This is a genomic window from Acinetobacter rathckeae (genome assembly GCF_015627125.1).
GTDB lineage: Bacteria > Pseudomonadota > Gammaproteobacteria > Pseudomonadales > Moraxellaceae > Acinetobacter > Acinetobacter rathckeae.
This window is the reverse complement of the sequence record NZ_VTDO01000006.1, coordinates 128,212-155,082: the sequence shown is the minus strand read 5'-3', so window position 1 is coordinate 155,082 and position 26,871 is coordinate 128,212. Positions and strand designations below refer to the sequence as shown.

The following is a 26,871-nucleotide window of genomic DNA, read 5'->3' as shown; positions in this document are numbered from 1 at the left end:
CAAATATTGTTCTATGGTAAATATCGTGAGATGTAGGATTTGTTTTACACAATATTTGCCAACTAAAACAAGTGAATAATAAAAACAATGAAATACCTTCCATTACAGCAACTTTATCAAGCCACTTTGCAAGATAAAGCAGCACACAACTATCAGATCACATTCACCAGGACAGGAGATCTTTGAATGTCTGAAGCAAACGGCAAGAAAGCCATTTTACAACTCGATGGAAAAACGATAGAACTACCTGTTTATAAAGGTACATTAGGCCCCGATGTTATTGATGTAAAGGATATACTCACATCTGGCCATTTCACGTTTGACCCTGGTTTTATGTCAACCGCTTCATGTGAGTCAAAAATTACTTACATTGATGGTAACGCAGGCGTACTACTTCATCGTGGTTATCCAATTGACCAACTCGCAACCAAAGCAGACTACCTCACCACCAGTTATTTACTCCTTAACGGTGAGCTACCAACCCCCGAGCAAAAAGAAGAATTCGACCAAAAAATTCGCACCCACACCATGGTACATGACCAAGTCAGTCGTTTTTTTAATGGTTTTAGACGAGATGCTCACCCAATGGCCATTATGGTTGGGGTTGTAGGTGCTTTGTCCGCCTTTTACCACAATAACCTTGACCTAGACGATGTCAACCACAGAGAAATTACTGCCATTCGTTTGTTGGCTAAAGTGCCTACACTTGCAGCATGGAGTTATAAATATACTGTGGGTCAACCCTTTATGTATCCGTGTAATGACTTAGGCTATGCTGAAAACTTCTTACACATGATGTTTGCAACACCAGCCGACCGTAACTATCAAGTCAATCCAATTCATGCCAAAGCCATGGATCGCATTTTTACCTTGCATGCAGACCATGAGCAAAATGCCTCGACGTCTACAGTACGTCTTGCAGGCTCTACAGGTGCAAATCCATATGCATGTATTTCAGCAGGGATTGCAGCCCTTTGGGGACGTGCTCATGGCGGTGCAAATGAAGCTGTGCTGAATATGCTTGATGAGATTGGTTCAATTGAAAACGTTGCATCCTTTATGGAAAAGGTCAAAACCAAAGAAGTGAAACTCATGGGCTTTGGGCATCGTGTTTATAAAAACTTTGACCCTCGTGCCAAAGTGATGAAAGAAACATGTGATGAAGTACTTGCTGAGCTTGGTATACATGACCCACAACTGAAACTAGCCATGGAACTTGAACGCATCGCACTTTCAGATGAGTACTTTATTAAACGTAATCTATACCCTAATGTAGACTTTTACTCAGGTATTATTTTAAAAGCGATTGGTATTCCAACCTCTATGTTTACCGTTGTTTTTGCACTGGCACGTACAGTAGGTTGGATGAGCCACTGGCTAGAAATGCAATCTAGCCCACATAAAATTGGTCGCCCTCGTCAGCTTTATACAGGCGAGCAGCAACGAGATATGTAACTTACTCAAATAAAAAGGGCGACACATATTCATGTCACCCTTTTTATTGGCTTGAGTCTGAACTTAACTTTTCACAGTACGACACTGCTTAAGCAGTTCAATACATATATCTTGCACCATGCTTGTTGTAATTGGCACTTCACGCCCTTCTTCATCGAGCATAAAACAATGGTTTTTTACCGCTTGTTGTTCTGCAACGTGGTGCGTATTGTTTTGCATATTGTTCTCATCATATCTCTGCATAATTGCCTCACTCACTAAGACATAACATCTATCTTTGGCTACCCAGATCTATAGTATTGAGAAATCACTGATGAAAGTAAACTGCCAGTTGTAACAAAGATTGAATGTATTTTTGTTACAAAGTTAACTTAAAATGACATCATATTGCTCTTGCGTATACAGCGTTTCTACTTGCAGTTGTATCGAACGATTGAGTAAAAACATTAAATCTGTGAGTGCAGAAGCTTCTTCTGTGAGCATACGGTCAATAACCACGGTACTTGCAACCAATATAAAACCTTTTTGATGTGGATACTGCCGTGTAAGCTTCATCATTTCTCTAAAAATCTCATAACAAACGGTTTCGGCAGTTTTTACAAATCCACGTCCCTGACAGGTTGGGCAAGCATCGCACAATAAATGCTCTAACGATTCACGGGTACGCTTACGTGTCATCTCAACCAAGCCTAATTCAGACACTTGGGTAATTTTTGTTTTGGCATGGTCCTTGGCAAGTACAACTTCAAAGTACTTTAAAACCTCTGCCCGATGAATCTCTTCTTGCATATCAATAAAGTCAATAATTAATATGCCACCCAAGTTTCGTAGCCTGAGTTGTCGACCAATCACCTCTGTGGCTTCCATATTGGTACGATACACGGTGTCTTCTAAACTGCGACCACCAACATACGAGCCTGTATTGACATCAATGGTGGTCATGGCCTCCGTTTGATCTATCATTAAATAACCACCTGACTTTAACGCCACACGGGTTTGCAGTGCTTTTTGAATGTCTTCTTCAATATGATAGGTTTCAAATAAAGGCTTTTGCTCACGGTAAAAAATCAGCTGTGTAGGTAACTGTGGCATAAACTCAGCCATAAATGCCGTAAGCGTGTGATAGACCTCTTCGGTGTCGACATAAATTTTTTCGGTATGCTCTGAAGCCAAATCTCTCACAATCCGCTGAGGCAAAGGCAATTCTTCAAATACTAAAGAAGGTACAGTAATGGCTCTTTTTTTACGCTGAATATACTCCCACAAACGGCTTAAATACGCCATATCTCGCTCAATTGCTGCCTCAGAAGCACCATCTGCAGCAGTACGTATAATCACACTACCAGGGAGAGGGTATTTGGTTTTAATGTTATCTATGATTAACTTTAAGCGAATGCGTTCACTCTCACTTTCAATTTTTTGCGACACCCCCACATGACTACCAAAAGGCATAAATACCAAGTAACGTGATGGAATAGAGAGGTCTGTGGTCAGCCGAGCACCTTTCGTGCCAAGCATATCTTTCATGACTTGTACGGTGAGAATTTGCCCTTGCTGTAAGAGTTCAAATACATTAGGGTTTGCCATACCCTTTGGCCAAACCATATCATTAATATGTAAAAACGCAGTTCTAGAAAGACCAATATCTACAAATGCTGCTTGCATACCAGGTAGTACACGTACAACTTTACCTTTGTAAATATTGCCAACTAACCCACGCCTGAGTGTCCTTTCAACAAATATCTCATTGACGACGCAATCTTCTGTTAATGCAACCCGACACTCCATAGGTGTTACATTGATGAATAATTCATCAGACATAATAAAGCTCAAATGTTATAAGAATTTTTGAACGATTAATTTAGTGCCTTAATCGCTTGCTGTAATAATTGATCTGTTTCATATAAAGGTAGCCCAACCACATTGCTATAACTACCCATAATTTCAGGTATATATTTGGCTGCAATCCCTTGTATTGCATAAGCTCCAGCCTTACCTAAAGGCTCACCAGTTGCCCAGTACTGTTCCATATCTTGTTTTGTAAGTACAGTAAACTGAACCTGCGTTTTGACGACAGTACGGTACACTCTCCCCTGCTGTACCACACAAATACCTGTAAAAACATCATGGTATTGGCCTGACAATTTTTGCCAAATCTCAAATGCATGCTGCTTAGAACTTGGTTTACCAATAATTTCTGACTGAATACTCAAACAAGTATCTGCAGCTAAAACCAATTTCTTTGGGTGCTGTTCAACAATAGCACAGGCTTTTTCATAAGCCAAACGTGCAACATAATCTTGAGCACCCTCCCCCAAACAAACACTTTCATCTATATTGGGTACACAGACTTCAAATGCATACCCCAGTTGCGACAAAAGCTCATGCCTACGAGGTGAACCAGAAGCTAAAATTAAAGACGCCATGTTTTTAAGCTATAGTAGAGTAAAGGCCAACATAAAAGACTACTTACAATGGGTGGCCAACGTCGCATCAGTGGATAATCAACATTACCAAGCGTTTGCAATAACCAAACGAACAATACATAGCCCACTGTGGCTAAGATGCTTATAAACCACAAGTTTAAAAATGTAAGAATTCTTTTTTCTCTAATAAAATAACGCGTTATAAAAGCAATCAGTACAAAAGCAGATGCATTTTGCCCCAAAGGCGCATCTATGAGTAAATCAAAAAAGATACCTAAACCAAAGGCAAACCACACCCCACACCATGTTGGTTGACACAACACCCAAAACAACATGACCAGCATTAAAATAAATGGTCGCCATGCTGAGATATCATAAGACAAAGGGTAAATTGTCATTACCGAAGCAAGAATAACGGTAAGGACAATCAGTAGTAATGGGTCTTTTCTTTTGAGCGGCTTATATTTAGCGATTAGCATAGGGTTGTTCCTTGGCTAAAGAGTCAGAAAACAACACCACAACATAATGCCCACCTGCAAGTTGGGCCGCAGGCCTAATGTCGATCTGTGCAAATTCACCGGTATTTTGGCGTTGAATTTTATTCACTGTACCCACCAAATAACCTGCCGGGAAATGCTCACCAAAACCAGAACTATACACGTTATCACCCACCTGTAAGTCTGCACTGGTTGGTACATATTGCATTTTTAAACGCCCTAAATCACCTGTACCTGAAACAATCGCTCGCATACCTGTACGCTCTACTCGTACAGATAAAGAACTGTCTTTATCAGACAACAAAAGTACCCGTGCATTGTGCTGATGTACATCAATGATTTGCCCCATAATCCCCTGATTATCCAGCACAACCTGACCTTGACGTAAACGGTCAGCTGTACCACGGTTAATAATCACTACATGATGTAGAGGGTTTGTATCTGTGCCAATCACTTCAGCAATTTCCATACGACCATCAATAATCAATGGCGTATCTAGCAACCCTCTCAGACGTGTATTTTCAGCAGAGAGTTCAGATAACTTTTGTAGGCGGACTTGTGCCTGTAAAAGCTCTGCTTTCATTGCTGTATTTTCACGGCGTAATTGCTCTTCAGACTTCGTTTGTTGGGTGAGCCACTCTCTAGAAATCACAGGATAACTTGCCACGGTGTATATGGGGGTATACATCGAATACAGCACATCTCTTGCTGGTTGAACAATATGTGGCATACGCCAATCAAAAAATGACACCACCAAGCAAGTTATCATTGCAATAATAAACGAGCGAAATGATGGCGGTTGTCTTGAAAAAATATTCGGTTGCACCCGCCTTCCTACCTTATGTTAACCCACAAACAGCATGTCATGATTTGGATTATCAAAAAACTCAAGCACTTTGCCACCACCACGTGTCACACAAGTCAATGGTTCTTCAGCACATACCACTGGTAGACCCGTTTCTCTTGATAACAGTTGGTCAAGGTTACGCAGTAATGCACCACCACCTGTTAACACGATACCACGCTGTGCAATATCTGATGACAACTCAGGTGGTGTTTGCTCTAATGCAGATTTCACCGCACTCACAATACTTTGCAGTGGGTCTGTAATGGCTTGAACCACTTCTTCTGACGTCACAATAATTGAACGAGGAACGCCCTCAGCCAAGTTACGACCACGCACTTCAATTTCAAGCTTTTCGCCGTCATTGATTGCTGTACCTACTTCTTTCTTAATCAGCTCTGCTGTGGTTTCACCAATCACACAACCATGCGACTTACGCACATAGTTAATGATTTGTTCATCAAACACATCACCACCAATACGTAGTGAGTCTGAATACACACAACCTTGTAAAGAAATAATGGCGATCTCTGTTGTACCACCACCTACATCAACCACCATAGAACCACATGCCTGCTCTACAGGTAGACCCGCACCAATTGCAGCAGCCATTGGCTCTTCAATTAAACGCACATCACGTGCACCAGCATTGTATACTGCTTCACGAATAGCACGGCGTTCAACCAACGTTGATTTACATGGCACACACACCACAACACGCGGTGCAGGTGGAAACAAACGTTTTTCGTGCACTTTACCAATAAACTGATTTAACATGGTTTCAGTGACTTCAAAGTCAGCAATCACGCCATCTTTCATTGGACGAATTGCAGAGATGTTGGCAGGCGTACGACCAAGCATCTGTTTTGCATCTAAACCTACTGCCGCCACAATTTTTTGTGAGCCACTGTGGCGTATTGCCACAACAGTCGGTTCATTTAATATAATGCCTCGTCCTGGCGCATAGATAAGTGTGTTGGCTGTGCCTAAGTCGATGGCAAGATCTGGCGAAAACAAGCCAATTAGTCGTTTTAAAATCACGGGTCATTCCCAGTTTTTACAAATATGGACGCAAGTTGGCAACTTTAACTAAATGTGATGATTTGAACAAGTCAATCGCTTATCATATCACAGGATATTTCAAAGTTTTTGATACTGAACGAGGTGATTATATGTCAACCCCAGATACACAGCATACCGATTTAGATGCTCAAACCGTATCGAGCATTGCCAATCTCGCTCGATTATCGCTTAATGATACGCAATCTCAAGCATACGCACAAAGTTTAAATAAAATTTTAGACATGATGGATACATTGAAGAACATAAATACCGAAGGTGTCGAACCCCTCAAGAGTCCATTTGACAACGCTCAGCCACTGCGTGACGACTGTGTATCACAAACCAACCATCGTGATGAATATCAAGCAGTTGCACCAAGTGTAGAACAAGGTCTATACCTTGTGCCACGTGTTATTGAATAACCTTTTTCGATCAATTTGACCAATAGCAGATATTATGACTGACTTACATCGTTTAACGATTAAAGAACTCTCAAGCGGGCTAAAACAACGCGATTTTTCATCACGTGAGCTCACACAGCACTACCTCAACCGTATTGCCAAGATTGACCCACAAATCAACAGTTATGTGACCGCAACCCCAGAACTGGCACTCGCTCAAGCAGATGCGGCCGATATTGCACTCAATGCAGGCAATGCACACCCACTGGCAGGTATTCCACTTGCACACAAAGATATTTTTTGTACCCAAGGCATTCGTAGCGCTGCTGGCTCAAAAATGTTAGATAATTTTATCTCACCATATGACGCTACTGTTGTTACAAAAATCAAACAAGCGAACATGGTGACTTTGGGCAAAGTGAACATGGATGAGTTCGCAATGGGCTCTACTTCTGAAAGTTCATTTTACGGTGCAACCAAAAACCCTTGGAACTTGGCTCACGTACCAGGTGGCTCTTCGGGTGGCTCTTCTGCTGTAGTTGCTGCTGACCTTGCACCACTGGCAACAGGGACAGATACAGGTGGTTCAATTCGCCAACCTGCATCATTTTGTGGTTTAACAGGCTTAAAACCAACATATGGTCGTGTTTCTCGCTTTGGTATGATCGCATTTGCATCATCTTTAGACCAAGCAGGCCCAATGGCACGTTCGGCAGAAGACTGTGCCTATCTCATGAACGTATTGGCAGGTCATGACGACAAAGACTCTACTTCTGTACAACAGCCTGTAGATGACTACGTCAGCAACCTCAACAAAACAGCGATACAAGGTTTACGTATTGGTATTCCAAAACAATATTTCAATGTAGATGGTTTACATGCAGATGTGAAACAGCGTGTTGAAGAAGCACTCAAACAACTTGAAAGCATGGGTGCAACATTAGTAGAAGTTGATCTCAACATGGTTGAATCATACGTGCCAACCTACTACCTGATTGCACCTGCTGAAGCCTCATCAAACTTATCTCGTTACGATGGTGTACGTTTTGGTTATCGCTGTGAAAACCCACAAGACCTAAACGACCTTTACAAACGCTCTCGCTCAGAAGGTTTTGGTGAAGAAGTTAAACGCCGCATTTTAATTGGTACCTATGCCCTTTCTGCCGGCTACTACGATGCCTACTATGTGAAGGCTCAAAAAGTACGTCGCTTAATCCAACAAGACTTCTTAAATGCATTTTCCCAAGTTGATGTAATTGCAGCACCATCTGCACCAACCACAGCATACAAAATTGGGGCAGCACTTGACCCAGTAGAAATGTACTTAGGCGATTTATACACGCTTGCAGCCAACCTTTCAGGACACCCGGCCATTAATGCCCCTGTTGGTTTTGACCAACACGGCTTACCTGTAGGTTTACAGCTCATTGGCAATTATTGGTCAGAATCTCAACTACTTTCTATTGTCCACCAATACCAAAAAACCACCGACTGGCATAGCCAACGTGCTGAAATTGCAAAGGAGAATGTATAATGGCAAAGTTGATTGATGGCTGGGAAGTGGTGATTGGATTAGAAATTCACACCCAGTTAAATACACAGTCAAAGATATTCTCTGGCTCAAGCGTGGCATTTGGTGCTGAACCAAACACCCAAGCCAGTTTGGTTGATTTAGCCATGCCGGGCGTACTGCCTGTACTGAACCGCGTTGTGGTCGATAAAGCCATTCGTTTTGGTTTAGGTATTGATGCAGAAATTGACCGTGCTTCCGTATTTGCACGTAAAAACTACTTTTACCCAGACTCTCCAAAAGGCTACCAAATTAGCCAAATGGACAACCCAATTGTTGGTTTAGGCCATATTGATATCTTTTTAGAAGACGGCACGCAAAAGCGTATTGGCGTGACCCGTGCCCACTTAGAAGAAGATGCAGGTAAGTCACTGCATGAAGACTTTGAAGGCATGACAGGCATTGACTTAAACCGTGCAGGCACGCCACTGCTTGAGATTGTATCTGAACCAGACATGCGCTCAACTGAAGAAGCTGTGGCATATGTACGTGCTATTCACACACTTGTACGCTGGTTAGGTATCTCTGATGGCAACATGGCTGAAGGCTCTTTCCGCTGTGACTGTAATGTATCACTACGTAAACCAGGTGATGCGTTTGGTACACGTTGCGAGTTAAAAAACATTAACTCATTCCGCTTTATTGAAAAAGCCATTGACGTTGAAATTGAACGCCAAATGGATATCTTAGAAAGTGGCGGAAAAATTGTACAAGAAACCCGTTTGTTTGACCCGAATAAAATGGAAACACGCTCTATGCGTAGCAAGGAAGAAGCCAATGACTATCGCTACTTCCCTGACCCAGACTTATTACCTGTACACATTTCTGAACAGCAAATCTTAGACATTCAAGCAGATATGCCTGAGCTACCTCAAGCACGGCGTGAACGCTTTATCAATGACTATGCACTAACTGAATACGATGCACGTGTACTCACATTAAGTCGTGAAATGGCTGACTTTTTTGAAGCAGTTGTGGTCGCTTCAGGTGGTGCAAAACATGCAAAAATTGCTGCCAACTGGGTGATGGGTGAATTCTCTGGGGCACTAAACAAAGCAAACCTAGACATTACAGAATCGCCTATCAGTGCAGCACAACTTGGTGGCATGGTTGCACGTATTGTCGACAACACCATCAGTGGCAAAATTGCGAAACAAGTGTTTGCTTACTTATGGGAAGCTCCAGCCCAAACCGCAGACCAAATTATTGCTGAAAAAGGCTTGAAACAAGAAACAGATACAGGTGCGATCGAAGCCATGATTAAAGAAGTACTTGCGGCCAATGAAAAAATGGTTGAAGAGTACAAATCTGGTAAAGAAAAAGCCTTTAACGGTCTTGTTGGACAAGTGATGAAAGCATCTCGTGGTAAAGCCAACCCAGCTCAAGTGAACCAACTAATGAAACAACTCTTAGGTTAAACATTTACCTAAGAAAAAACGAAGCCCAAGCTAGGTTTAGACCTAACTTGGGCCTTTTATGCTATTTATTTATACTCTCTTCGAACATTTTTAAACGCTTCACAATAGATAACAGCTCAATAATTGTTTTCCATGAGGTAATCAAATATTGAAAAGCTGAACGTACCTTATCAAATACATTTCCAATTTGGTTAATTAAACCCAAAGTAATTAAACCTGCCGAAATTGATGGAAACAGTACCACTAAGCTAAATAAAATGTCGAGTTGCATATACCAGTTACTGATTAAATTAAAATACGTATAATGAAAGTACAACCTAAAATAGTTATGACGTACATAACCAAATAGTTCTTTTAACGTAGCGGGTTCTGCACGGTCTGCATGGTCTTCGCCATAGACCAACTCTTTGCGATATGCCGCTTCTACTTTTTGATTATTAAACTCAAGTCCAGGCAGTTTAATCCCCACCACAACCATCAATAATGTACCAAATACAGACCAAACCACAGCTGCCCAAACCAATGAGTGTGGAATTCCACCAACAATAGGTAAAACAGGTACATGTTTAGATAAAATAAATAACACAGGTAAAAATGCAATCAGGGTAATAATCGCAGAAATAAAACGTACTCCAAGCGTTTCCATAATGGTGGCAAAACGCATGGTATCTTCTTGCACACGCTGTGACGCCCCTTCAATATGACGCAACAAATGCCACTGTTCGGTATAATGTTCAGTCATCGCAGTACGCCAACGAAAAATGTAGTGGCTTACAAAAAATGTATTCATCAACGCCACAAAAATAGACACCATGGCAATATACATAAAGGTCAGCGTCCCCATGTATAGATCATTAATATTACCACCATGTTTAGAAATCATATTTTGAATAAGATCCCAAAATGGCCCATACCATGCATTAATCGCGACGCTGACTTGTACATCAAACCAAATATTAAAAATAATAAAAGCCGAACCTAAAATAGACCACTTTTGCCACTTATGGTTGGCAACAACATGCCAAAACAAAAAAAATATAGCAGTAAAACCAGCAAACCAAAGATAAAACCAAATAAATGACATATGCCAAAAACGACTCACCCCAATGGGTAAACCTTCTACTGCATAGCCTTTGGGAAAACCAATCCATTCCCCCCAGTGTTCCCCTCCCGTGTACCATAACAACATACTCACTATGCACCAGATGGTTGCAGATAAAAAAAACAGCTTAGGATTTGGGAAGAAGGATTTAAACATAGTGATCAATCAAATATTCATAAGTTTTAAATACAGTAAATACACTAACTGCGCGTTTACTCTAGGAGATCTGTCGCATGAGCATTAAGCCACTTTATACTGCTTTTGGTCTGCCACAATCATTTGTTGAATTTCTTCGCTAATCATCACCGCTGTTGCAGCAGATAATGTAAAGCCTAAATGACCATGACCTGTATTGTAAAAGACCCGAGGGTGTCGGCTACGCTTCACTTTAGGCATCATATCAGGCATCATTGGGCGTAATCCACTCCATGGCACGGCAGACTCGGTAGAGACCTCAAAGTTTTTATTCACCCAATCAATGAGTGGCTGAATTCTGTCTGCTCGAATGTCACGATTATAACCATTAAATTCTGCTGTACCTGCCACTCTAAAACGGTTTTTACCTAAGCGTGATGTGACAATTTTTGCACTCTCGTCAAGCAAACTGACCCACGGTGCATTGTTTTGGCTTTGTTCATCATCTAATGCCACGGTAATCGAATACCCTTTCACAGGATAAATACTCACTCGATCCCCCATTGCATTGGCTAAATGATAACTGGCAACACCTCCGCACACCACCACGGCATCTGCATGTATTTCATGAATTTCACTCACGTTGCCTTTTACATCTTCAGCACTGCATGTGTATTTTACCGTCACACTACGCTCATGGTTGACCACAGCTGTTACTTCTGTGCCAAAACGATACTTCACCCCATATTTTTTTGAAGCTTCAGCAAGACCTGTACTAAATTTATGAATATCGCCCGTGGCATCATCTTCAGTATAAAATCCTGCATAATAGTCACCTTGCAATGTTGGTTCTATTTTTTTCATTTCATCACTGGTGACTTCATAACGCTTTAGTCCACCTTTACGCAACAGATCATTGACATCACCTGCCACTTTAAAGTCTTCTGCAGAGTGATAAAAATGCAAAATGCCTTTCTTTTCCAAGTTAAAGTCTATGCCTTCTTTTTCAGCCACTTGAAACATGCGTTCACGAGCGAGTAATGCCAACTTAACAGTATCTATGGTATTTTTTTCATAATGTTTAATATTCCCCATAAACTCCATCAGCCAAGCATACTTATGTAAGTCAAAAGAGGGATTAATTAACAGAGGTGCATCTTTTTTTGTCATCCATTTTAAACCTTTTAAAATGGTTGCACGTTGATTCCAAACTTCCGCATTGCACGCAGACAGTTGTCCGCCATTGGCAAATGACGTTTCCATTGCAGGATACAAATGCTTATCAAGCACAGTGACTTCAAAACCCATTTGGCTCAGTTCATAGGCAGTTGTTACGCCCGTTACACCCGCACCAATGACAATAACATGTGGCATAAAACATCTCCTTGAGTGCTTTAGCCCCATCTGTACTTTGACCTGAGATCTTCAGTAAAAGTAACCTTACTTTTACCTTCTTCCTTCGGTGAGTAGAGCAAATCTACTTCTCTCCAGATTGATATGTTTATATTACAGTCCTTTTGCCTGAGAGATTCCGGGGTCGTTGCTCCTTCGGCGGGTACATGTACCACTCTCCTGTAACTGAATAATATTTATGCAATGTGTATGCCATATTTGAGATCAATAATGATTAAAAGGTAAAACTTGAGCCAAAGATAAATAAACAATACATAAAAAATAAATCTACTGAAAAATGCTACCAGTACATTATTTTTCTAGCTATCTGCACAGTCTCATACATGAGCAAGCATTTAAAGGAACAATTTATATACATTGCTGTGATTATATGTCGTTTTAGCCATGCAAATAATGAACAAAACTTATAGAATAGAACAAAATTCTTTCAATGATGCCCATTAATGGTAATGGGTTTAAAATATTAGGATCTACAATGACTGATCATGCAACAATTTTGCAAAGCATACCTGTAGGTAAAAAAGTAGGTATTGCTTTTTCTGGTGGCTTAGATACTTCTGCTGCTTTACTGTGGATGAAACAAAAAGGTGCAGAACCTTATGCGTATACTGCAGACTTAGGCCAGCCTGACGAAGACGACTACCAAGCGATTCCAAGAAAAGCTGAACAGTATGGTGCGGTAAAAGCTCGCCTTATCGATTGCCGTTTGCAACTTGCACTAGAAGGTATTGCTGCGATTCAATGTGGTGCATTCCACATCAGTACAGGTGGTATTCCTTACTTTAACACTACGCCACTTGGTCGTGCGGTGACAGGAACAATGCTTGTTACAGCCATGAAAGAAGATGACGTTAACATTTGGGGTGACGGTTCTACCTATAAAGGTAACGATATTGAGCGTTTCTACCGTTATGGTCTGCTCACTAACCCGAACCTAAAAATCTATAAGCCTTGGTTAGACCAACAGTTTATTGATGAACTTGGCGGTCGTGCAGAAATGTCACAATTTTTGATCGACAATGGCTTTGACTATAAAATGTCAAAAGAAAAAGCTTACTCAACTGACTCAAACATGCTAGGTGCAACACACGAAGCCAAAGACCTAGAATACTTAGATGCAGGCATTAAAATTGTAGACCCAATTATGGGCGTTGCATTTTGGCGTGATGATGTAAAAGTAGATGCTGAAGAAGTAAGCGTGACTTTTGAAGAAGGTATGCCAGTTGCATTGAACGGCAAACGTTTTGATAACCCAGTAGACCTGATTTTAGAAGCCAATGCCATTGGCGGTCGTCATGGCCTAGGTATGTCAGACCAAATTGAAAACCGTATTATTGAAGCAAAATCACGCGGTATTTATGAAGCACCGGGTATGGCGTTATTGCACATTGCATACGAGCGTTTAGTGACGGGTATTCATAACGAAGACACCATTGAACAATACCGTATTAATGGTTTACGTTTAGGTCGTTTACTTTACCAAGGTCGTTGGTTCGACTCTCAAGCGCTTATGCTACGTGAAACAGCACAGCGTTGGGTTGCCAAAGCCATTACAGGTAAAGTAACACTTGAATTACGTCGTGGTAATGACTTTAGTATTTTAAATACTGAATCTGAAAACCTAACCTATGAAGCTGAACGCTTAACCATGGAAAAAGGCGATTCAAGCTTTAGCCCAATGGATCGTATTGGTCAGCTTACTATGCGTAACCTAGATATTAAAGACACTCGTAGCAAGCTTGGCATTTACAGCCAAACAGGCTTATTGTCTATTGCTCAAGGTTCTGCTGTACCACAGCTTGAGACTAAAAAGTAATCAAGTAAATACCACCTTGGCTCAATTAAGTTAAGGTGGTTTTACCCCCTCTTCAAGATCCCGCCTAAATAGCCACATCATCCAAAATAACAAAATCTTAACCAGTGAAGTTTTATTTCCAAATATCTTGAAACATCACACCTTTTAACTTATCTTTTTTATTCAATAGAAATAGAATTAGACCAATAAAATAGCATGCACGCTATAGAGATCTTACAAATACAAGACCCTGCCCCATTTCAAAATCAACTCACCATACTATTTAATGACTGTATTGAAAGCGGTGCTTCTATTGGATTTTTAGCACCCACTCAGCCCCATGAAGTGGCTGATTATTTAGAACAGCTGAATAAGCAAGTTTTAAGTAACCAAAAGAATTTATTTATTGCCATACAAAATAAGCAAGTGGTTGGTAGTGTTCAACTGTCTTTGACTGAAAAAAAGAATGGTCAGCACCGTGCTGAAGTCGAAAAACTGATGGTGATGTCATCATACAGAAAACAAGGCATTGCAACCTTACTGCTAAAAACACTAGAAACCTGTGCAATAGATTTAAATGTACAGTTACTGGTATTAGATACTCGCTTAGGTGATGTATCAGAGCAACTATATCTTAAACAAGGATTTACTCGTGCAGGTGTAATTCCTCATTTTGCATTAAGCTCAGATGGTCAATACTCGGCAACTGCGATTTATTATAAAATGATGAATTCAGCCATTATCGCAAGCTAAAGCAAACACCTTAGAGCCAGCAAGTGTGCTATTGGTATATAACTTATCAGATGAGATTATGCTTTTTTGGAATTATGCATTATCATTTACTCACCTTAGCGATTAGACTTCACTGTGAATACAATAACACTGATTCAGCCAGATGACTGGCATGCCCACCTAAGAGATGGTAAAGCCCTAGAACGCACTGTTCCTGATCTTGCAAGCCAATTTCACCGTGCCATTTGCATGCCAAACCTTGTTCCACCAGTAAAAACGGTTGAAGAAGCGATTGCCTACAGAGCCCGTATTATGGCACATGTACCTGAAGGCGTGGCTTTTGACCCTCGCATGGTACTCTATTTAACAGATCATACTTCTCCTGATGAAATTCAAAAAATAAAACAATCTGAGCATGTAAATGCCGTTAAACTTTACCCTGCTGGTGCAACCACCAATTCAGCAAATGGTGTAAGTGATATACGTAATGTCTATGCTGTACTTGAACAACTCGAAAAACATCAAGTCCCATTGCTTTTACATGGTGAAGTCACTCATTCACACATAGACATTTTTGACCGTGAAAAACGCTTTTTAGATGAAGTATTACAGCCTGTTATTCAGCAATTTCCTGAACTTAAAATCGTACTAGAACACATTACAACCGCAGATGCAGCACAATTTGTTCTTGCTCAAGGCCATAAAGTTGCAGCAACCATTACCCCTCAACATCTATTATTTAACCGTAATCACATGTTGGTTGGTGGTATTAAACCACACTTCTACTGTTTACCTATTTTAAAACGCCAAAGCCATCAATCTGCATTACTTGAAGTTGCAACCAGTGGTAATCCTAAATTTTTCTTAGGTACAGACAGTGCCCCACATGCACAAGACGCCAAAGAAAATGCATGTGGTTGTGCAGGATGTTATAGTGCTGTCACCGCCATTGAACTCTATGCTCAGGCGTTTGATCAAGTTGGAAAAATTGAACGTCTAGAAGGCTTTGCTAGCCACTTTGGTGCAGATTTTTATGGTCTACCGCGAAATACGCAACAGATCACATTAATCAAAGAAGATTTTGTCGTTCCTGAATCATTCGATTATCTAGAAGACCAACAAATCATTCCATTATTTGCAGGAAAAACGCTTCAATGGAGAAAAGTGTGACAACTGAACAAACACCACTCATTGGACAACGTTTCCGAGGCTTCTTGCCTGTTGTTGTTGATGTTGAAACAGCAGGATTTAATGCACAAACCGATGCTTTGCTAGAAATTGCCTGTATTCCAATTATTTATAATGACGTTGGGCAGTTTGTGCCTGGCCCATCTATTCATGCACACATCAATCCATTTGTTGGTGCAAACCTAGATAAACGCTCGCTAGAATTTATTGGTATAGACCCTTTTAGCCCATTACGTATTGCCATGGCTGAAGATGAAACCAGTGCATTAAAACGAATTTTCAAGGCAATTACAGAAGTGCGTCGCCAACAAAAGTGCAGCCATGCTGTGCTAGTCGGTCATAATGCACACTTTGATTTAAGCTTTTTACAAGCCGCTGTGGCACGTACAGCCACAAAAAATCAAAATCCTTTCCATAGTTTCTCTGTTTTCGACACAGTGACCTTAAGTGCAGTTATGTTTGGACAAACTGTACTTGCTAAGTCTTGTATACAAGCAGGCATTGAGTTCGATGGTAAAGAGGCACACTCTGCACTATATGACACCCAAAAAACAGCTGAGTTGTTTTGCTATATTTTAAACAAACTCTCCCCACAAACACTTGACAGTTTGATGACAGATCAATAAGATACTGTCATCTTCTAAACGTCCCTATCGTCTAGAGGCCTAGGACATCGCCCTTTCACGGCGGTAACCGGGGTTCGAATCCCCGTAGGGACGCCAAATTCTAAAAAAGCTCCGTCACTAAGTACCGAGCTTTTTTTATGTTTAAAATTCAACAATCCTTTTTCTCGAATTCTTTAGATTTTACAAATACAACAAAAAATATAATTAAACAAATGAGTAATATAGAAAAAACCAATTTTCTCTTTCCCCATCAAAAGTGTTGACTGTATTTTAAATGACTTTAAATAAAAACCAGAACAACTTTTTTAGTTCAAAAATACGCTTATACCATCATCATTTAATATGATTATTAACATTACTTCCTGAAGTGTCAGTGATCTGAACTCAGACTTTTTTAAGAAAGCCACTATACCTACGATAAATATGTATCTCTGGACACAATGCAAAAATGTAGTTAGATTAATCAAGAGTTCATCTAAAACTAAAAACCAACCTAGAATATAAGTCAGCTTATATCCTTCCTAAAGAGAATAGTCCGCTTTTCTTAAGCCTAAACACTTTTTAGAAACCAAATAATTTCTATTAGGTTTCACGAATTAATACTACTTCTTTTGATGGCTGCCAAAACAAAATGATCAACAATAGGGTGTAAAATATTTTGAAAAGCCATACGCTCTGGCTGATAAGATGTTGCAATAAAAAAAGGATGATTACAAATCTCAAATGCTCGTACATGCCCCGAATTATCAAATGCTGAAAACTTAAATGTATCCGATTCAAAACTTGCAAGATACTGTTCATTTAGACCAAAGCTACAATGATACTGCTCCTTTGCCTTGTCTGTACCATATATACAATGTAAAAGTGTTGTGCTTATTATAGATACTACCTCACTCTTTTCTATCATTGCACATGATAAAAGTGTTATTAATTAAATCTCAGATTCTGGATTAATTTCTGCATGATCAGCATCTAAAATTGATAAAACGTTTCTTGCATATTCAATTAAAGCATGCTGATACCCACCACATGTACCCAAAAAAGGAACTTTGTGAGTCCTAGCATAATTTAAAACATTTAATACCCCTGACATATTTTCATAAGGGCTTCCAGGAACACACCAAATCGCATCATACATAGAAAACTGTGAAGCTATGTCATCACTAATATCACTAGTTTTTACCCACTGATAGGTTAATCTGCCTTGGTATTTAGATGATGCAATACAAAGTGACTGATTAATTGCTTTATGTGCTCCCACTTGATCCGAAAAATCACCTAACAAACAAATATGGGCACTACTTAATGTATCCAATTGTATTTACCTTTTGTTATGTCTATTAAAATGGAATAAGTGAGTATGTGAGTGAAATCACCACATTTACACTCAATGAAAAGTCATCTCATCATGAGCATAGCTCACATATCAACTTTTAGGCTTTTCTTGGGTATTGTTGATAAATTAATATCACATCTTGCTTTATTTTTTCACTAGAAATTATCCCCTTATATAAAAATAAAGGCAGTCCATCTTCAACTGTCATGGTTTTTATGGCATGTTCTCCATCTCTATATTCAAAAATAGCAATTGGATATTGATCACGATCTACAATAAAAAAACGTTTATTTTTAACAATGACTTCATGGTGAAGAAATTCTTGTTTTAAAAGTCGAAGAAAAACACTGGCATTGGCAGACAATAGATTTAATGCTCTAATACGATCAGCATCTGATAAGTAGGCCACTTTACGATACTGTCTTTCACTATAAGAATAGCCTTTTCCAATCTCTTTATTTATTGGCTTTTGTACCCGATTACCATGAGATTTGCGACCAAGTATAAAACCCAAAACTCCCCCTACAACAAATAATAAAATTGCACTCATCTTAAAACTCTTGTATTTATAAAAAATAGATGCCTAAATATTTAAGCATCTATTTATAAAACATTTACTTACTTATTTGGAACTTGTATCACTGCTCCAATTCTTAATGCTTTGCTTGTTGATGTATCATTCATGTCGGCCAAATCCTTCGGCTCTAAATCATACTTCGCCGCAAGTTTAATCCAGTTATCACCAGATTTTACTTTATAAGAAATGGTTTTCTTTGGTACATCTATTTCTTGTCCTGGTTTTAGCATCGACTTCACAGAGATAGCATTCATTTCTGCTAATTCTTTGATGGTTAAATCATAGCGTTTAGCAATACTATTAAATGAATCCCCTGCTTTAACCGTATAGCTTTCCGTGGCACGCGTAGACGTAACTTTCTTCGCCGACGCTTCTGACTTAGCTGCAGGCTTACTTACCTCTGTAGGCTCTTCTTTTTCAACTAAAGTAAGCTTTTGTCCAACACGCACTGTAGACTTACTAGACAAGCCATTCATGCGAGCCAAATAATTTGGCTGGAATTTAAAATGTGCCGCAATACTTGCCAAAGTATCACCACGTTGCACAATGTATTCTTGTGGTTGCTCAACCTTAGGTACTTTTATAACTTGTCCAACTTTCACCATATGATTGGCTTTCACTTGGTTAATTTTTGCCAAATCTGCAACAGATAAATCAAACTTATCTGCAATGTCTGCAAATGTTTCTTTACGCTGAACTTTATATAGTTCGGTTTTCAAACGTGATATATCACGAGACCTGTCATTTTGATCTGTATCGCTATCACCTTGTGGCACATTAATTTTTTGACCTACCATTAAGCCAGATGATGCTGTCAAGCTAGGGGTTAAATCAGCCAATGCCTGTACAGAAAGATCATAACGCTCAGCAATAATTCTTAAAGACTCACCTTTTCTCACACTATATACAACAGTTTTTGGCTTATTTTTCGTGCTCTTTGTGCTAACTGATGATTCTTTTGGTTCTCTTAAATATAGTTTTTGCCCTACCATCAAATTACTGTTCGGCTGTAAGTCATTCCAATCCGCTAAGTCTTTAATAGAAATACCGTACTGACTTGCAAGTGCAGTTAAACTGTCATTGGCTTTGACCGTATAAACCTCAGGCTTAGTCACATTCGTCGTTTGAGGTTGTGGCTTGGCATCATACAGATACAAAATATTACCCACATATAATGATGCATTTGGATCAATCTGATTCCATTTGGCAATATCTCTCCAACTCACACCATTTTTTGCAGCTATGGTGGCTAAGGTATCGCCCGCCGCAACAGTATAAGTACTACGAGTGCCTTTTGGCTGATTATTCTCTATATTCCGTTTATCTTTACTATCATCTGAAGCAAAACTTTTGGTGACTTCTTTGCCTTGACTGTCTGCAATAGATTGACTGGTTTGAATCGCTGTCAGTTTAATTTTACCATCATACGGGTCAACAACTTCTGTACCAGCTGGAGCAATTGCTTTTAGTTCACTAATCACTTGTTGCTGTTCTGCATTATTTGCTACTGGTTGTACTACAGAAGATACCGTTTCTTTAGCATCATCTGCTTTAATTTCAGCAACAATACGATCACGCTCTTTCACTGAAATTGGTGGTTCTACACTAATTGGTTTTTTCAAATCAGAGGCTGTCGTCACAGCAATCGGTATACGAGGTGCACTCGGTACATCTGCATTATTTGCAAAAGCAGCAAGGTCATTGGCATCTTTAGGCGTCACTCTTTTCTGTGGTGTAATCACCACAGGCGTGATTGCATTTGGTGTTGGTTTGATCACAACTGGCGCTGGGCTCGTGTTGACCCATAGTGATGCTGAACCATTGCCTTTTAATGCAGATACTCTTTGATCAACACTCAAGCTTACATCCGAAGGGATTAATACACGACCAGGGCTTGCAGCATCAATAAAATCACCACGATACCCTGGGTTTAATGTAGATAACTCACTACGAGAAACACCTGTAAGCTCAGCAATTTGTACTAAAGAAACACCCGGTTGAACTTGAACTTCTCTAAAATGTGGTCGGTTTGCAATGGGCGGTAAAGTAATGCCATATGCTTTTTGGTCTTTTACAATTTGTGCCACCGCCAAAAAGCGTGGTACGTAGTTCATCGTTTCAGGTGGAAGCTTTAAAGACCAATAATCTGTCGGTAAGCCTGCTGCTGCATTACGGTTAATGGCTTGCTGTACACGCCCCGGCCCTGCATTATAAGCCGCCAGTGCCAACTCCCAAGAACCAAATTGGTTATATAGTGAACCTAAAAATTCATATGCGGCACGTGTCGACTCAACAACATCACGGCGAGCATCATAAGAACCCGTTTGTTGTAAGCCATAAATTTTTCCCGTACTTGGAATAAACTGCCATAACCCTGCTGCAGATGCTGAACTGGTTGCAGAGGGGTCATATGAACTTTCAATCACAGGTAATAAAGCCAACTCTGTTGGCATACCACGGCGTTCTGCTTCTTTGACAGTATGATACAAATAACGACTTGCTCGGGCACTTAAACGATCTAAATACGGCTGACGAGAAATAAACCAATTCCGCTGTGCTTCTATACGTGGGTCCCATTTTGTTTCATCCATTTTAAAACCAACGGTCATACGTTTCCACACATCACCATGTTTTAAAATAAGTAAGCGATCACCCTCTACCGCTCTCATATCTGTTGCAGACAATAAATCTTCTAATGAGTCTAAAGAGTTCGCATCTAAAAGGCCCGAATTGGCATTATTGGCTTGGGAATTTGTTGCTGTATGCGTTTTATGTACTGTAGATGTTGTTGATGTCGATGCACAACCTGTTGTAAGCAGCAGCCCTAAAACAGTTGAGCCAAGTAATGACATTTTAAATTTGTTAGATAGAGCCGAGTGCCACAGTACTGTGGTAGATTTAAACATATACAATCCCAAATGCGTCGTGAGCTACTAATTTTTCAGCTATTTTATGCGAGCCAATAATTCGCACAAGTAAATAATACTCGCAAACTTAGCTTAAATGTTACAATAAATAAAAAAATCAACCTGCTATAATCAAACAGGTTCGTTCGCAGGTTAGAATACTGCTTTATTCCTCTATTTTTAGTTTTGGTTTTGTATCATGTCACAAACAATTACACTCTATGTTGATGGTGCTTGCAAAGGAAATCCTGGTTTAGGTGGCTGGGGTGCTTATATTGTGACAGAGCAAGGCGAACACCAACGCTATGGTGGTGCAGAAGTCACAACCAACAACCGTATGGAACTCACAGCAGCCATTGAAGGCATTAAATTTTGCCCTCCGGATGCCACACTGATTATTTGGACAGATTCTATCTATGTCAAACGTGGTATTACCGAATGGATTACAGGCTGGAAAAAGAAAAATTGGAAAGATGTCAAAAACCCCGATTTATGGCAACAACTTGATGACGTCTGCCAAGGGCGTGACATTACATGGCATTGGATTAAAGGCCATGCGGGGCATGCAGGTAACGAAATGGCAGATCAATTGGCAAATCTAGGAGCAAATCAGGTCATGAGCGAAAAAAAAAATCCTAAACCAAACCAAGATCAAGACTGGTTACTGAGCGACCCTTTTGGACTAGATGAAGCAGAAGCAGAAGCAGAAGCAGAAGCAGAAGCAGAAGCAGAAGACCATACTGTATTAACACATACACAACATCCACATATCAAAATCACCCCTGCACAGCAGGAATTACACGGCGAACGCCAACTGATTCTAGATACAGAGACCACTGGTTTTTACTTTCAAGACAGCGACCGCATTATTGAAGTGGGTGCCGTTGAAATGATTAACCGCAAACTCACAGGTAGCTCGATTCATATTTACATTAATCCGCAAAAACCTGTTGGCGACTCTGTGACTGTGCATGGTATTACAGATGAGTTTTTGCAAGACAAACCCGTTTACCAAGAGATTGCTCAGCCATTATTTGACTACCTGCAAGGGGCGGAAATCATTGCCCACAACGCCACGTTTGATATGAACTTCTTAAATATGGAGTTTGAAAAAGCAGGGCTACCTAAACTTTCAACGGTGTGTGCAGTAACAGATACTTTAGTCATGGCCAAAAGCAAACACCCTGGGCAGAAAAACTCTCTAGATGCGCTTGTCAGACGTTATGATATACCTGCACGAGATCGAACCTACCACGGCGCACTCCTTGATGCCGAAATTTTAGCAGATGTCTATTTGGCCATGACAGGTGGTCAAGTTTTACTAGACATTGACCATGCCAATCAAAGCCAAAATGAGCAGACACAACAGCTTAACCCGATTGCCAGTCATATTAAACTCGCTGTGATTACACCAAGTGATGCCGAGCTTGAGCAACACAACACATGGGTTAAAAACATTGAAGCAAAAAATGGCGAGCCGTGCTTTTTTTCAAAAACCACAACAGCATCGTAAAAAAGGGCTTCAGCAAAATCGGTAAAAGATTTAATTTACCCCCTGAATGATTTATGCTGATGAAAACATAATCTAAAAAGACGCTGTAGTCATGACTAAACTCGCCAAAGCTTATATACATCAACAACAGCAACTGTTAGTTGATGACACCTTCAATATGCCTTCTTTGACGGTACAATCAGATGACGTGATTGTGCAGAAAGCCCCCTGTATTGTGGCAAGAGAATGGCCAAGCCACCAAAGCGTTCCTCAAAGCTTTCAATTTGTCGCATTAAGGCAACTCATTCCAAACTGGTCAAACACCCAAGCCGAAGAGGCGAGCCGTGCCATCCAACTACTTGAGTGGAAAAAAAACCATCAGTTTTGTGGTCGCTGTGGTGAAAAAACCACACCTCATGCGAGCGAATACTGCATGTGTTGCCCTAGCTGTACCTTACGCCAATATCCTCGCATTAACCCTTGTGTTATTACCATTATCACCAAAGGTGACCAAGTATTATTGGCAAAGTCTATTCACCGTAAAGACAATATGTACGGTTTAATTGCAGGATTTGTAGAGGTGGGTGAAACACTTGAGCAAGCTGTGGCGAGAGAAACATTAGAGGAAGTCGGTATTAAAGTAAAAAATATTCGCTACCTTGAAAGCCAACCATGGCCATTTCCAAGTAATCTCATGCTTGGCTTTCATGCTGAATATGACAGCGGTGATATTATCGTACAAGAAGATGAAATTGCAGATGCTCAATTTTTTGACCGCAATGCCATGCCTGATATTCCATTTGCAGGCAGTATTGCTCATAAAATAATTACGGCATGGATCAATGAAACTTTAGCCTAAAATCCGATTTAAGTAATTTAAGATTAGACGCTTGGTTGCAAAGTAGTGACTAAAACGGCTCGATAAACTGCCAACCAAGCTAATATGCCCCGCATAGGGTACACGCTCAAGCACACTCTGATTACCCGCTCTACACAGTGCATAATGCATGTCTTTACTGTTTTGTGATGCAACAATCAGATCTAGCTCAGCAATCAGCAAAAGATGCTGAATCTGATTCTGTGTCACAAAATAATACGGCATGATCTGCTTGTAGTGTTTATCTACAGGAAAAGCCTGCTGTAAATTTTTATCATTGGCATAGTTAAAATGATATGGGCCTGCCAGACCAATCACAGCCTTAATCTGATCTATACCATCAAATACATCCTGAGCATCTTTGTGATACAACGCAGACATAATATTAAATGCGCCTGCAGAGTGACCCATCAACACTAAATTTTCAGTAGAAATAGATAATTCTTGTTGCTGTGCATGTAAATAATTGACCGCATGTATTAAGTCAGACACATAGTCTGGGAAACGATGCTGTGGTGCTAAACGATAATTCAACACCAACACATCAAAACCATCTTGTGTAAAACTCTCTGCCACAAAAGCATAATCTGACTTATCACCTCTTGCCCACGTCCCACCATGTACAAAAACAATAAGTGCACGATCTTGTCGTGATGACACAGCACGGTACAGGTCAAAATTTTGTCGCTCATGTTCGCCATAGGCCACATTTTCAGTAAGAAAAAATTTATCTGTTGCAATAGATTGATTCAAGCGACGACTCACCACTTCATAAGCGCGAAAGTCTTTCCATGCTTGGTGTGCTTTTTTTATGCGTGTAGTGATGCGTTGTCGTTTTATCATTTTACCCATTCGCGATCATATCATTAGTTGGTATAAGGGGTCGTATTTGCACTACGTGTGCTTGGTTGCTCAATCGCAACGGGGGTTTGCACCGTTGGTTGCACTACACCTGTTGCATCTATTGGGTCAATAAGGGTAACTATTTTCGTGACGTTCCCTACTTGCTCTAATACCTGTTTTAAATCAGTAATTTCTGCCTGATTTAAACGCCCCATCACATATAAAACACCATCTTCTGTATGCACAGACACTTTACTGTCAGAAATCACAGATGCTTTTGCAATTAAACCACGCGTATTTGCCGTCACGGCAGTATCTTGCATAATGGTGGTGTAGCTAATTTGTGGCCCAACAGTAATGTAATTATGCACAGATTTAACATCACTCATGGCTTTTAAATTATCTTCAGCCAATTTTTTCAAACTTGCATCAGGGACTTGACCTGTCAGTAGTACACTGCCAAAGAAACTATTGATATTAATACGTGACTGTCTAAAACGATAATCTAACTTAAATAAGTTAATATAGGCTGTTCTTTCGATCGACTTATCAATAATAGCCTGACCGAGTGAACGCACCCCATTTTGTGTACCTACGGGTGCAGACCCCGTACCACCTGCAATAAAACTGGCACAACCTGACAAACTTGCTACACATAGTAGTGACACTATAATACGCTTAGACACCTTAAAACTCCTTCTGTGTCATTTAGTGTTATTTCATTAATTAAAAACACTAAAACACCACTAACTCAAAGTAAATGCATTTTCAATCCAAGTTAAATCATACGCTAATTTAGAAAAATCTGGCTGTGTGTTTTTTGCAATAACATGTTTTAAATCAATACAAATCGCATCAAATCGAAAATTATAATCACTGTACTGAGGATGTTGCATGATGAAATACTCTGCTGTTTGTATAATTTTTGCTTGTTTACGCTCAGAAATGGCCTCAACACTTGTTCCATAGGCTGTGCTTGCTCGAGCTTTGACCTCAATAAAAAGGATTAAATCACCTTTAAAAGCCACAAGATCTATTTCACCATACCGAGAAAAGTAATTTTGATATAACACTACAAAACCTGCTTGCTGTAACTGCTTACAAGCAACAGCCTCTGCCCACTGCCCCAATTTATTTTGATGTGCCATTAACCACTCACTTAACGACATCTCTCACAATGCCATGAAAAATCAGTTAAACTACCTATTTAATATAAAGACGAGATCATACTTATGGCTGCTCAATTATTTGTTGTCGCAACGCCAATTGGGCACTTAGATGATATCACTTACCGTGCTATAGAAACATTACGTCAAGTAGACCTGATTGCCGCTGAAGACACGCGTCAGTCTGCCATGCTACTCAAACATTTTAACATTAACACACCACTTACAGCGTGCCACGACCACAACGAATCACATAAAATCGAACAACTTATACAACAACTTCAGGAAGGCAAATCTATTGCTTTAATTAGCGATGCAGGCACGCCCTTAATTAGTGATCCTGGGTTTAAGTTAGTCCGAGCAGCCCAAGAGCACAATATTAAAGTTACTCCTATTCCTGGTGCATGTGCGGCTATTGCAGGCTTAAGTGCTGTTGGTTTACCAAGCGACCGTTTTAGTTTTGAAGGTTTCCTCCCATCAAAATCATCACAACGCCTAATCGCATTAGAACAACTCAAAGATGAAAGCCAAACCCTTATTTTCTACGAAGCACCACACCGTATTTTAGCCTCTATTCAAGATATGATCAGCGTATTTGGTGCAGATCGTAGCGTAGGCTTTGCTCGGGAAATTACCAAAACCTTTGAAACCATCAAAAAAACCACATTAGCTGAACTTGCACAATGGGTCGAACAAGACCGTAACCAACAAAAAGGCGAAATTGTCCTGATTGTTGCAGGTGCAACTGAAAAAGTGGATTTAAATACAGCCAAGCTTGACCATATCTTACAGCGATTACTACAAGACATGTCTGTAAAAACAGCAGCACAAATTGCCGCAGATTTATTTAATATTAAAAAGAAAGTCGCATACCAACGCGCTTTAGAGCTCAACCAATAATTTTAAATGTGGTGGCAAATCTATTTTTGTATTGCCACCACTACGTTCTATCTATAAAATAATATAATGAAAATAGAAAAATACACTTAGCTTGTATCGATAACACATAT

At 40.0% G+C, this 26,871-nt stretch carries 26 protein-coding genes, 1 tRNA gene and 1 riboswitch; of the genes, 12 read left to right on the top strand and 15 right to left on the bottom strand.

Translation table 11 applies throughout. The features are described from left to right. Positions 1-186: 186 nt before the first annotated feature. Positions 187-1,455, top strand: coding sequence for a citrate synthase (gene gltA / locus I2F31_RS10640; protein ID WP_195769322.1), 1,269 nt, complete (start codon positions 187-189; stop codon positions 1,453-1,455). Between the two features lie 63 nt (positions 1,456-1,518). Here the strand turns inward: gltA and I2F31_RS10635 are convergent, their stop codons facing one another. The 6 genes from I2F31_RS10635 to I2F31_RS10610 form a co-directional block, all read right to left on the bottom strand. After that, complete coding sequence (locus I2F31_RS10635) at positions 1,519-1,674, bottom strand: PA1571 family protein (RefSeq protein ID WP_195769321.1); 156 nt, start codon at positions 1,672-1,674, stop codon at positions 1,519-1,521. A gap of 147 nt (positions 1,675-1,821) precedes the next feature. Continuing rightward, the gene (rng, locus tag I2F31_RS10630) at positions 1,822-3,276 is read right to left on the bottom strand and encodes a ribonuclease G (protein ID WP_195773884.1); all 1,455 of its coding nucleotides are present in this window, start codon (positions 3,274-3,276) and stop codon (positions 1,822-1,824) included. 35 nt (positions 3,277-3,311) lie between these two features. After that, positions 3,312-3,881 carry a Maf family nucleotide pyrophosphatase gene (locus I2F31_RS10625; protein ID WP_195769319.1) on the bottom strand — a complete coding sequence of 190 codons (570 nt, stop codon included), beginning with the start codon at positions 3,879-3,881 and terminating at the stop codon, positions 3,312-3,314. Then, a complete protein-coding gene (gene mreD, locus I2F31_RS10620) occupies positions 3,869-4,360 on the bottom strand; it encodes a rod shape-determining protein MreD (protein WP_195769318.1) in 492 nt (163 codons plus the stop codon). Before mreD ends, I2F31_RS10625 begins: the two co-directional genes overlap by 13 nt. Next, positions 4,347-5,204 (bottom strand): rod shape-determining protein MreC, encoded by an 858-nt coding sequence (mreC, locus tag I2F31_RS10615; RefSeq protein WP_195773883.1) that lies wholly within the window; start codon positions 5,202-5,204, stop codon positions 4,347-4,349. The genes mreD and mreC overlap by 14 nt, the downstream gene beginning before the upstream one ends. An 18-nt stretch (positions 5,205-5,222) precedes the next feature. Continuing rightward, the gene (locus I2F31_RS10610; RefSeq protein ID WP_195769316.1) at positions 5,223-6,263 is read right to left on the bottom strand and encodes a rod shape-determining protein; all 1,041 of its coding nucleotides are present in this window, start codon (positions 6,261-6,263) and stop codon (positions 5,223-5,225) included. A 131-nt stretch (positions 6,264-6,394) separates the two neighbouring features. Here I2F31_RS10610 and gatC point away from each other — a divergent pair, with 131 nt between their 5' ends. From gatC to gatB, 3 genes are read left to right on the top strand one after another with little or no spacing between them, the layout of a single operon-like run. Continuing rightward, complete coding sequence (gene gatC, locus I2F31_RS10605; protein WP_195769315.1) at positions 6,395-6,706, top strand: Asp-tRNA(Asn)/Glu-tRNA(Gln) amidotransferase subunit GatC; 312 nt, start codon at positions 6,395-6,397, stop codon at positions 6,704-6,706. 34 nt (positions 6,707-6,740) lie between these two features. After that, positions 6,741-8,219, top strand: coding sequence for an Asp-tRNA(Asn)/Glu-tRNA(Gln) amidotransferase subunit GatA (gene gatA / locus I2F31_RS10600; protein WP_195773882.1), 1,479 nt, complete (start codon positions 6,741-6,743; stop codon positions 8,217-8,219). Continuing rightward, positions 8,219-9,673: an Asp-tRNA(Asn)/Glu-tRNA(Gln) amidotransferase subunit GatB gene (gene gatB / locus I2F31_RS10595; protein ID WP_195769313.1), complete on the top strand. Its 1,455-nt coding sequence runs from the start codon at positions 8,219-8,221 to the stop codon at positions 9,671-9,673. The genes gatA and gatB overlap by 1 nt, the downstream gene beginning before the upstream one ends. A gap of 61 nt (positions 9,674-9,734) precedes the next feature. Here the strand turns inward: gatB and sbmA are convergent, their stop codons facing one another. Together sbmA and I2F31_RS10585 are read right to left on the bottom strand one after the other, a co-directional pair. Then, positions 9,735-10,931 (bottom strand): peptide antibiotic transporter SbmA, encoded by a 1,197-nt coding sequence (sbmA, locus tag I2F31_RS10590; protein ID WP_195773881.1) that lies wholly within the window; start codon positions 10,929-10,931, stop codon positions 9,735-9,737. A gap of 84 nt (positions 10,932-11,015) precedes the next feature. Continuing rightward, complete coding sequence (locus I2F31_RS10585; RefSeq protein WP_195769311.1) at positions 11,016-12,284, bottom strand: D-amino acid dehydrogenase; 1,269 nt, start codon at positions 12,282-12,284, stop codon at positions 11,016-11,018. 125 nt (positions 12,285-12,409) lie between these two features. Continuing rightward, a riboswitch (glycine riboswitch) is annotated at positions 12,410-12,495 on the bottom strand. Between the two features lie 288 nt (positions 12,496-12,783). Here I2F31_RS10585 and argG point away from each other — a divergent pair. The 5 genes from argG to I2F31_RS10560 all read left to right on the top strand — a co-directional run bounded on the left by argG (position 12,784) and on the right by I2F31_RS10560 (position 16,760). Beyond that, positions 12,784-14,139, top strand: coding sequence for an argininosuccinate synthase (gene argG / locus I2F31_RS10580; protein WP_195769346.1), 1,356 nt, complete (start codon positions 12,784-12,786; stop codon positions 14,137-14,139). A 195-nt stretch (positions 14,140-14,334) separates the two neighbouring features. After that, positions 14,335-14,871 (top strand): GNAT family N-acetyltransferase, encoded by a 537-nt coding sequence (locus tag I2F31_RS10575; protein WP_195769310.1) that lies wholly within the window; start codon positions 14,335-14,337, stop codon positions 14,869-14,871. A 114-nt stretch (positions 14,872-14,985) separates the two neighbouring features. Next, complete coding sequence (gene pyrC, locus I2F31_RS10570; RefSeq protein WP_195773880.1) at positions 14,986-16,020, top strand: dihydroorotase; 1,035 nt, start codon at positions 14,986-14,988, stop codon at positions 16,018-16,020. Continuing rightward, the gene (rnt, locus tag I2F31_RS10565; protein WP_195769308.1) at positions 16,005-16,664 is read left to right on the top strand and encodes a ribonuclease T; all 660 of its coding nucleotides are present in this window, start codon (positions 16,005-16,007) and stop codon (positions 16,662-16,664) included. The genes pyrC and rnt overlap by 16 nt, the downstream gene beginning before the upstream one ends. 20 nt (positions 16,665-16,684) lie before the next feature. Then, a tRNA-Glu gene (locus I2F31_RS10560) sits at positions 16,685-16,760 on the top strand. Between the two features lie 493 nt (positions 16,761-17,253). Here I2F31_RS10560 and I2F31_RS10555 read toward each other — a convergent pair. The 4 genes from I2F31_RS10555 to I2F31_RS10540 all read right to left on the bottom strand — a co-directional run bounded on the left by I2F31_RS10555 (position 17,254) and on the right by I2F31_RS10540 (position 21,483). Further along, complete coding sequence (locus I2F31_RS10555) at positions 17,254-17,571, bottom strand: CTP synthase (RefSeq protein WP_195769307.1); 318 nt, start codon at positions 17,569-17,571, stop codon at positions 17,254-17,256. 24 nt (positions 17,572-17,595) lie between these two features. Continuing rightward, positions 17,596-17,979 (bottom strand): glutamine amidotransferase-related protein, encoded by a 384-nt coding sequence (locus I2F31_RS10550; protein ID WP_195769306.1) that lies wholly within the window; start codon positions 17,977-17,979, stop codon positions 17,596-17,598. Between the two features lie 118 nt (positions 17,980-18,097). Beyond that, positions 18,098-18,550: a hypothetical protein gene (locus tag I2F31_RS10545; RefSeq protein ID WP_195769305.1), complete on the bottom strand. Its 453-nt coding sequence runs from the start codon at positions 18,548-18,550 to the stop codon at positions 18,098-18,100. A gap of 68 nt (positions 18,551-18,618) precedes the next feature. Beyond that, on the bottom strand, positions 18,619-21,483 hold the full coding sequence (locus I2F31_RS10540; protein ID WP_195769304.1) for a LysM peptidoglycan-binding domain-containing protein: 2,865 nt from the start codon (positions 21,481-21,483) through the stop codon (positions 18,619-18,621). Positions 21,484-21,682: 199 nt separating this feature from the next. Here I2F31_RS10540 and dnaQ point away from each other — a divergent pair, with 199 nt between their 5' ends. After that, positions 21,683-22,996 carry a DNA polymerase III subunit epsilon gene (gene dnaQ, locus I2F31_RS10535; RefSeq protein ID WP_195773879.1) on the top strand — a complete coding sequence of 438 codons (1,314 nt, stop codon included), beginning with the start codon at positions 21,683-21,685 and terminating at the stop codon, positions 22,994-22,996. Between the two features lie 91 nt (positions 22,997-23,087). Next, positions 23,088-23,834 (top strand): NAD(+) diphosphatase, encoded by a 747-nt coding sequence (nudC, locus tag I2F31_RS10530; protein ID WP_195769302.1) that lies wholly within the window; start codon positions 23,088-23,090, stop codon positions 23,832-23,834. Here the strand turns inward: nudC and I2F31_RS10525 are convergent. The 3 genes from I2F31_RS10525 to I2F31_RS10515 are packed head-to-tail and all read right to left on the bottom strand — an operon-like array spanning position 23,826 to position 25,843. After that, complete coding sequence (locus I2F31_RS10525; RefSeq protein WP_195769301.1) at positions 23,826-24,704, bottom strand: alpha/beta hydrolase; 879 nt, start codon at positions 24,702-24,704, stop codon at positions 23,826-23,828. The genes nudC and I2F31_RS10525 overlap by 9 nt on opposite strands. Before the next feature lie 14 nt (positions 24,705-24,718). Next, positions 24,719-25,381: a BON domain-containing protein gene (locus I2F31_RS10520; RefSeq protein ID WP_195769300.1), complete on the bottom strand. Its 663-nt coding sequence runs from the start codon at positions 25,379-25,381 to the stop codon at positions 24,719-24,721. A gap of 60 nt (positions 25,382-25,441) precedes the next feature. Continuing rightward, a complete protein-coding gene (locus I2F31_RS10515; protein WP_195769299.1) occupies positions 25,442-25,843 on the bottom strand; it encodes a YraN family protein in 402 nt (133 codons plus the stop codon). A gap of 84 nt (positions 25,844-25,927) precedes the next feature. Between I2F31_RS10515 and rsmI the strand changes: the two genes are divergently transcribed. Further along, the gene (gene rsmI, locus I2F31_RS10510) at positions 25,928-26,761 is read left to right on the top strand and encodes a 16S rRNA (cytidine(1402)-2'-O)-methyltransferase (protein ID WP_195769298.1); all 834 of its coding nucleotides are present in this window, start codon (positions 25,928-25,930) and stop codon (positions 26,759-26,761) included. The last annotated feature ends 110 nt before the right edge of the window (positions 26,762-26,871 follow it).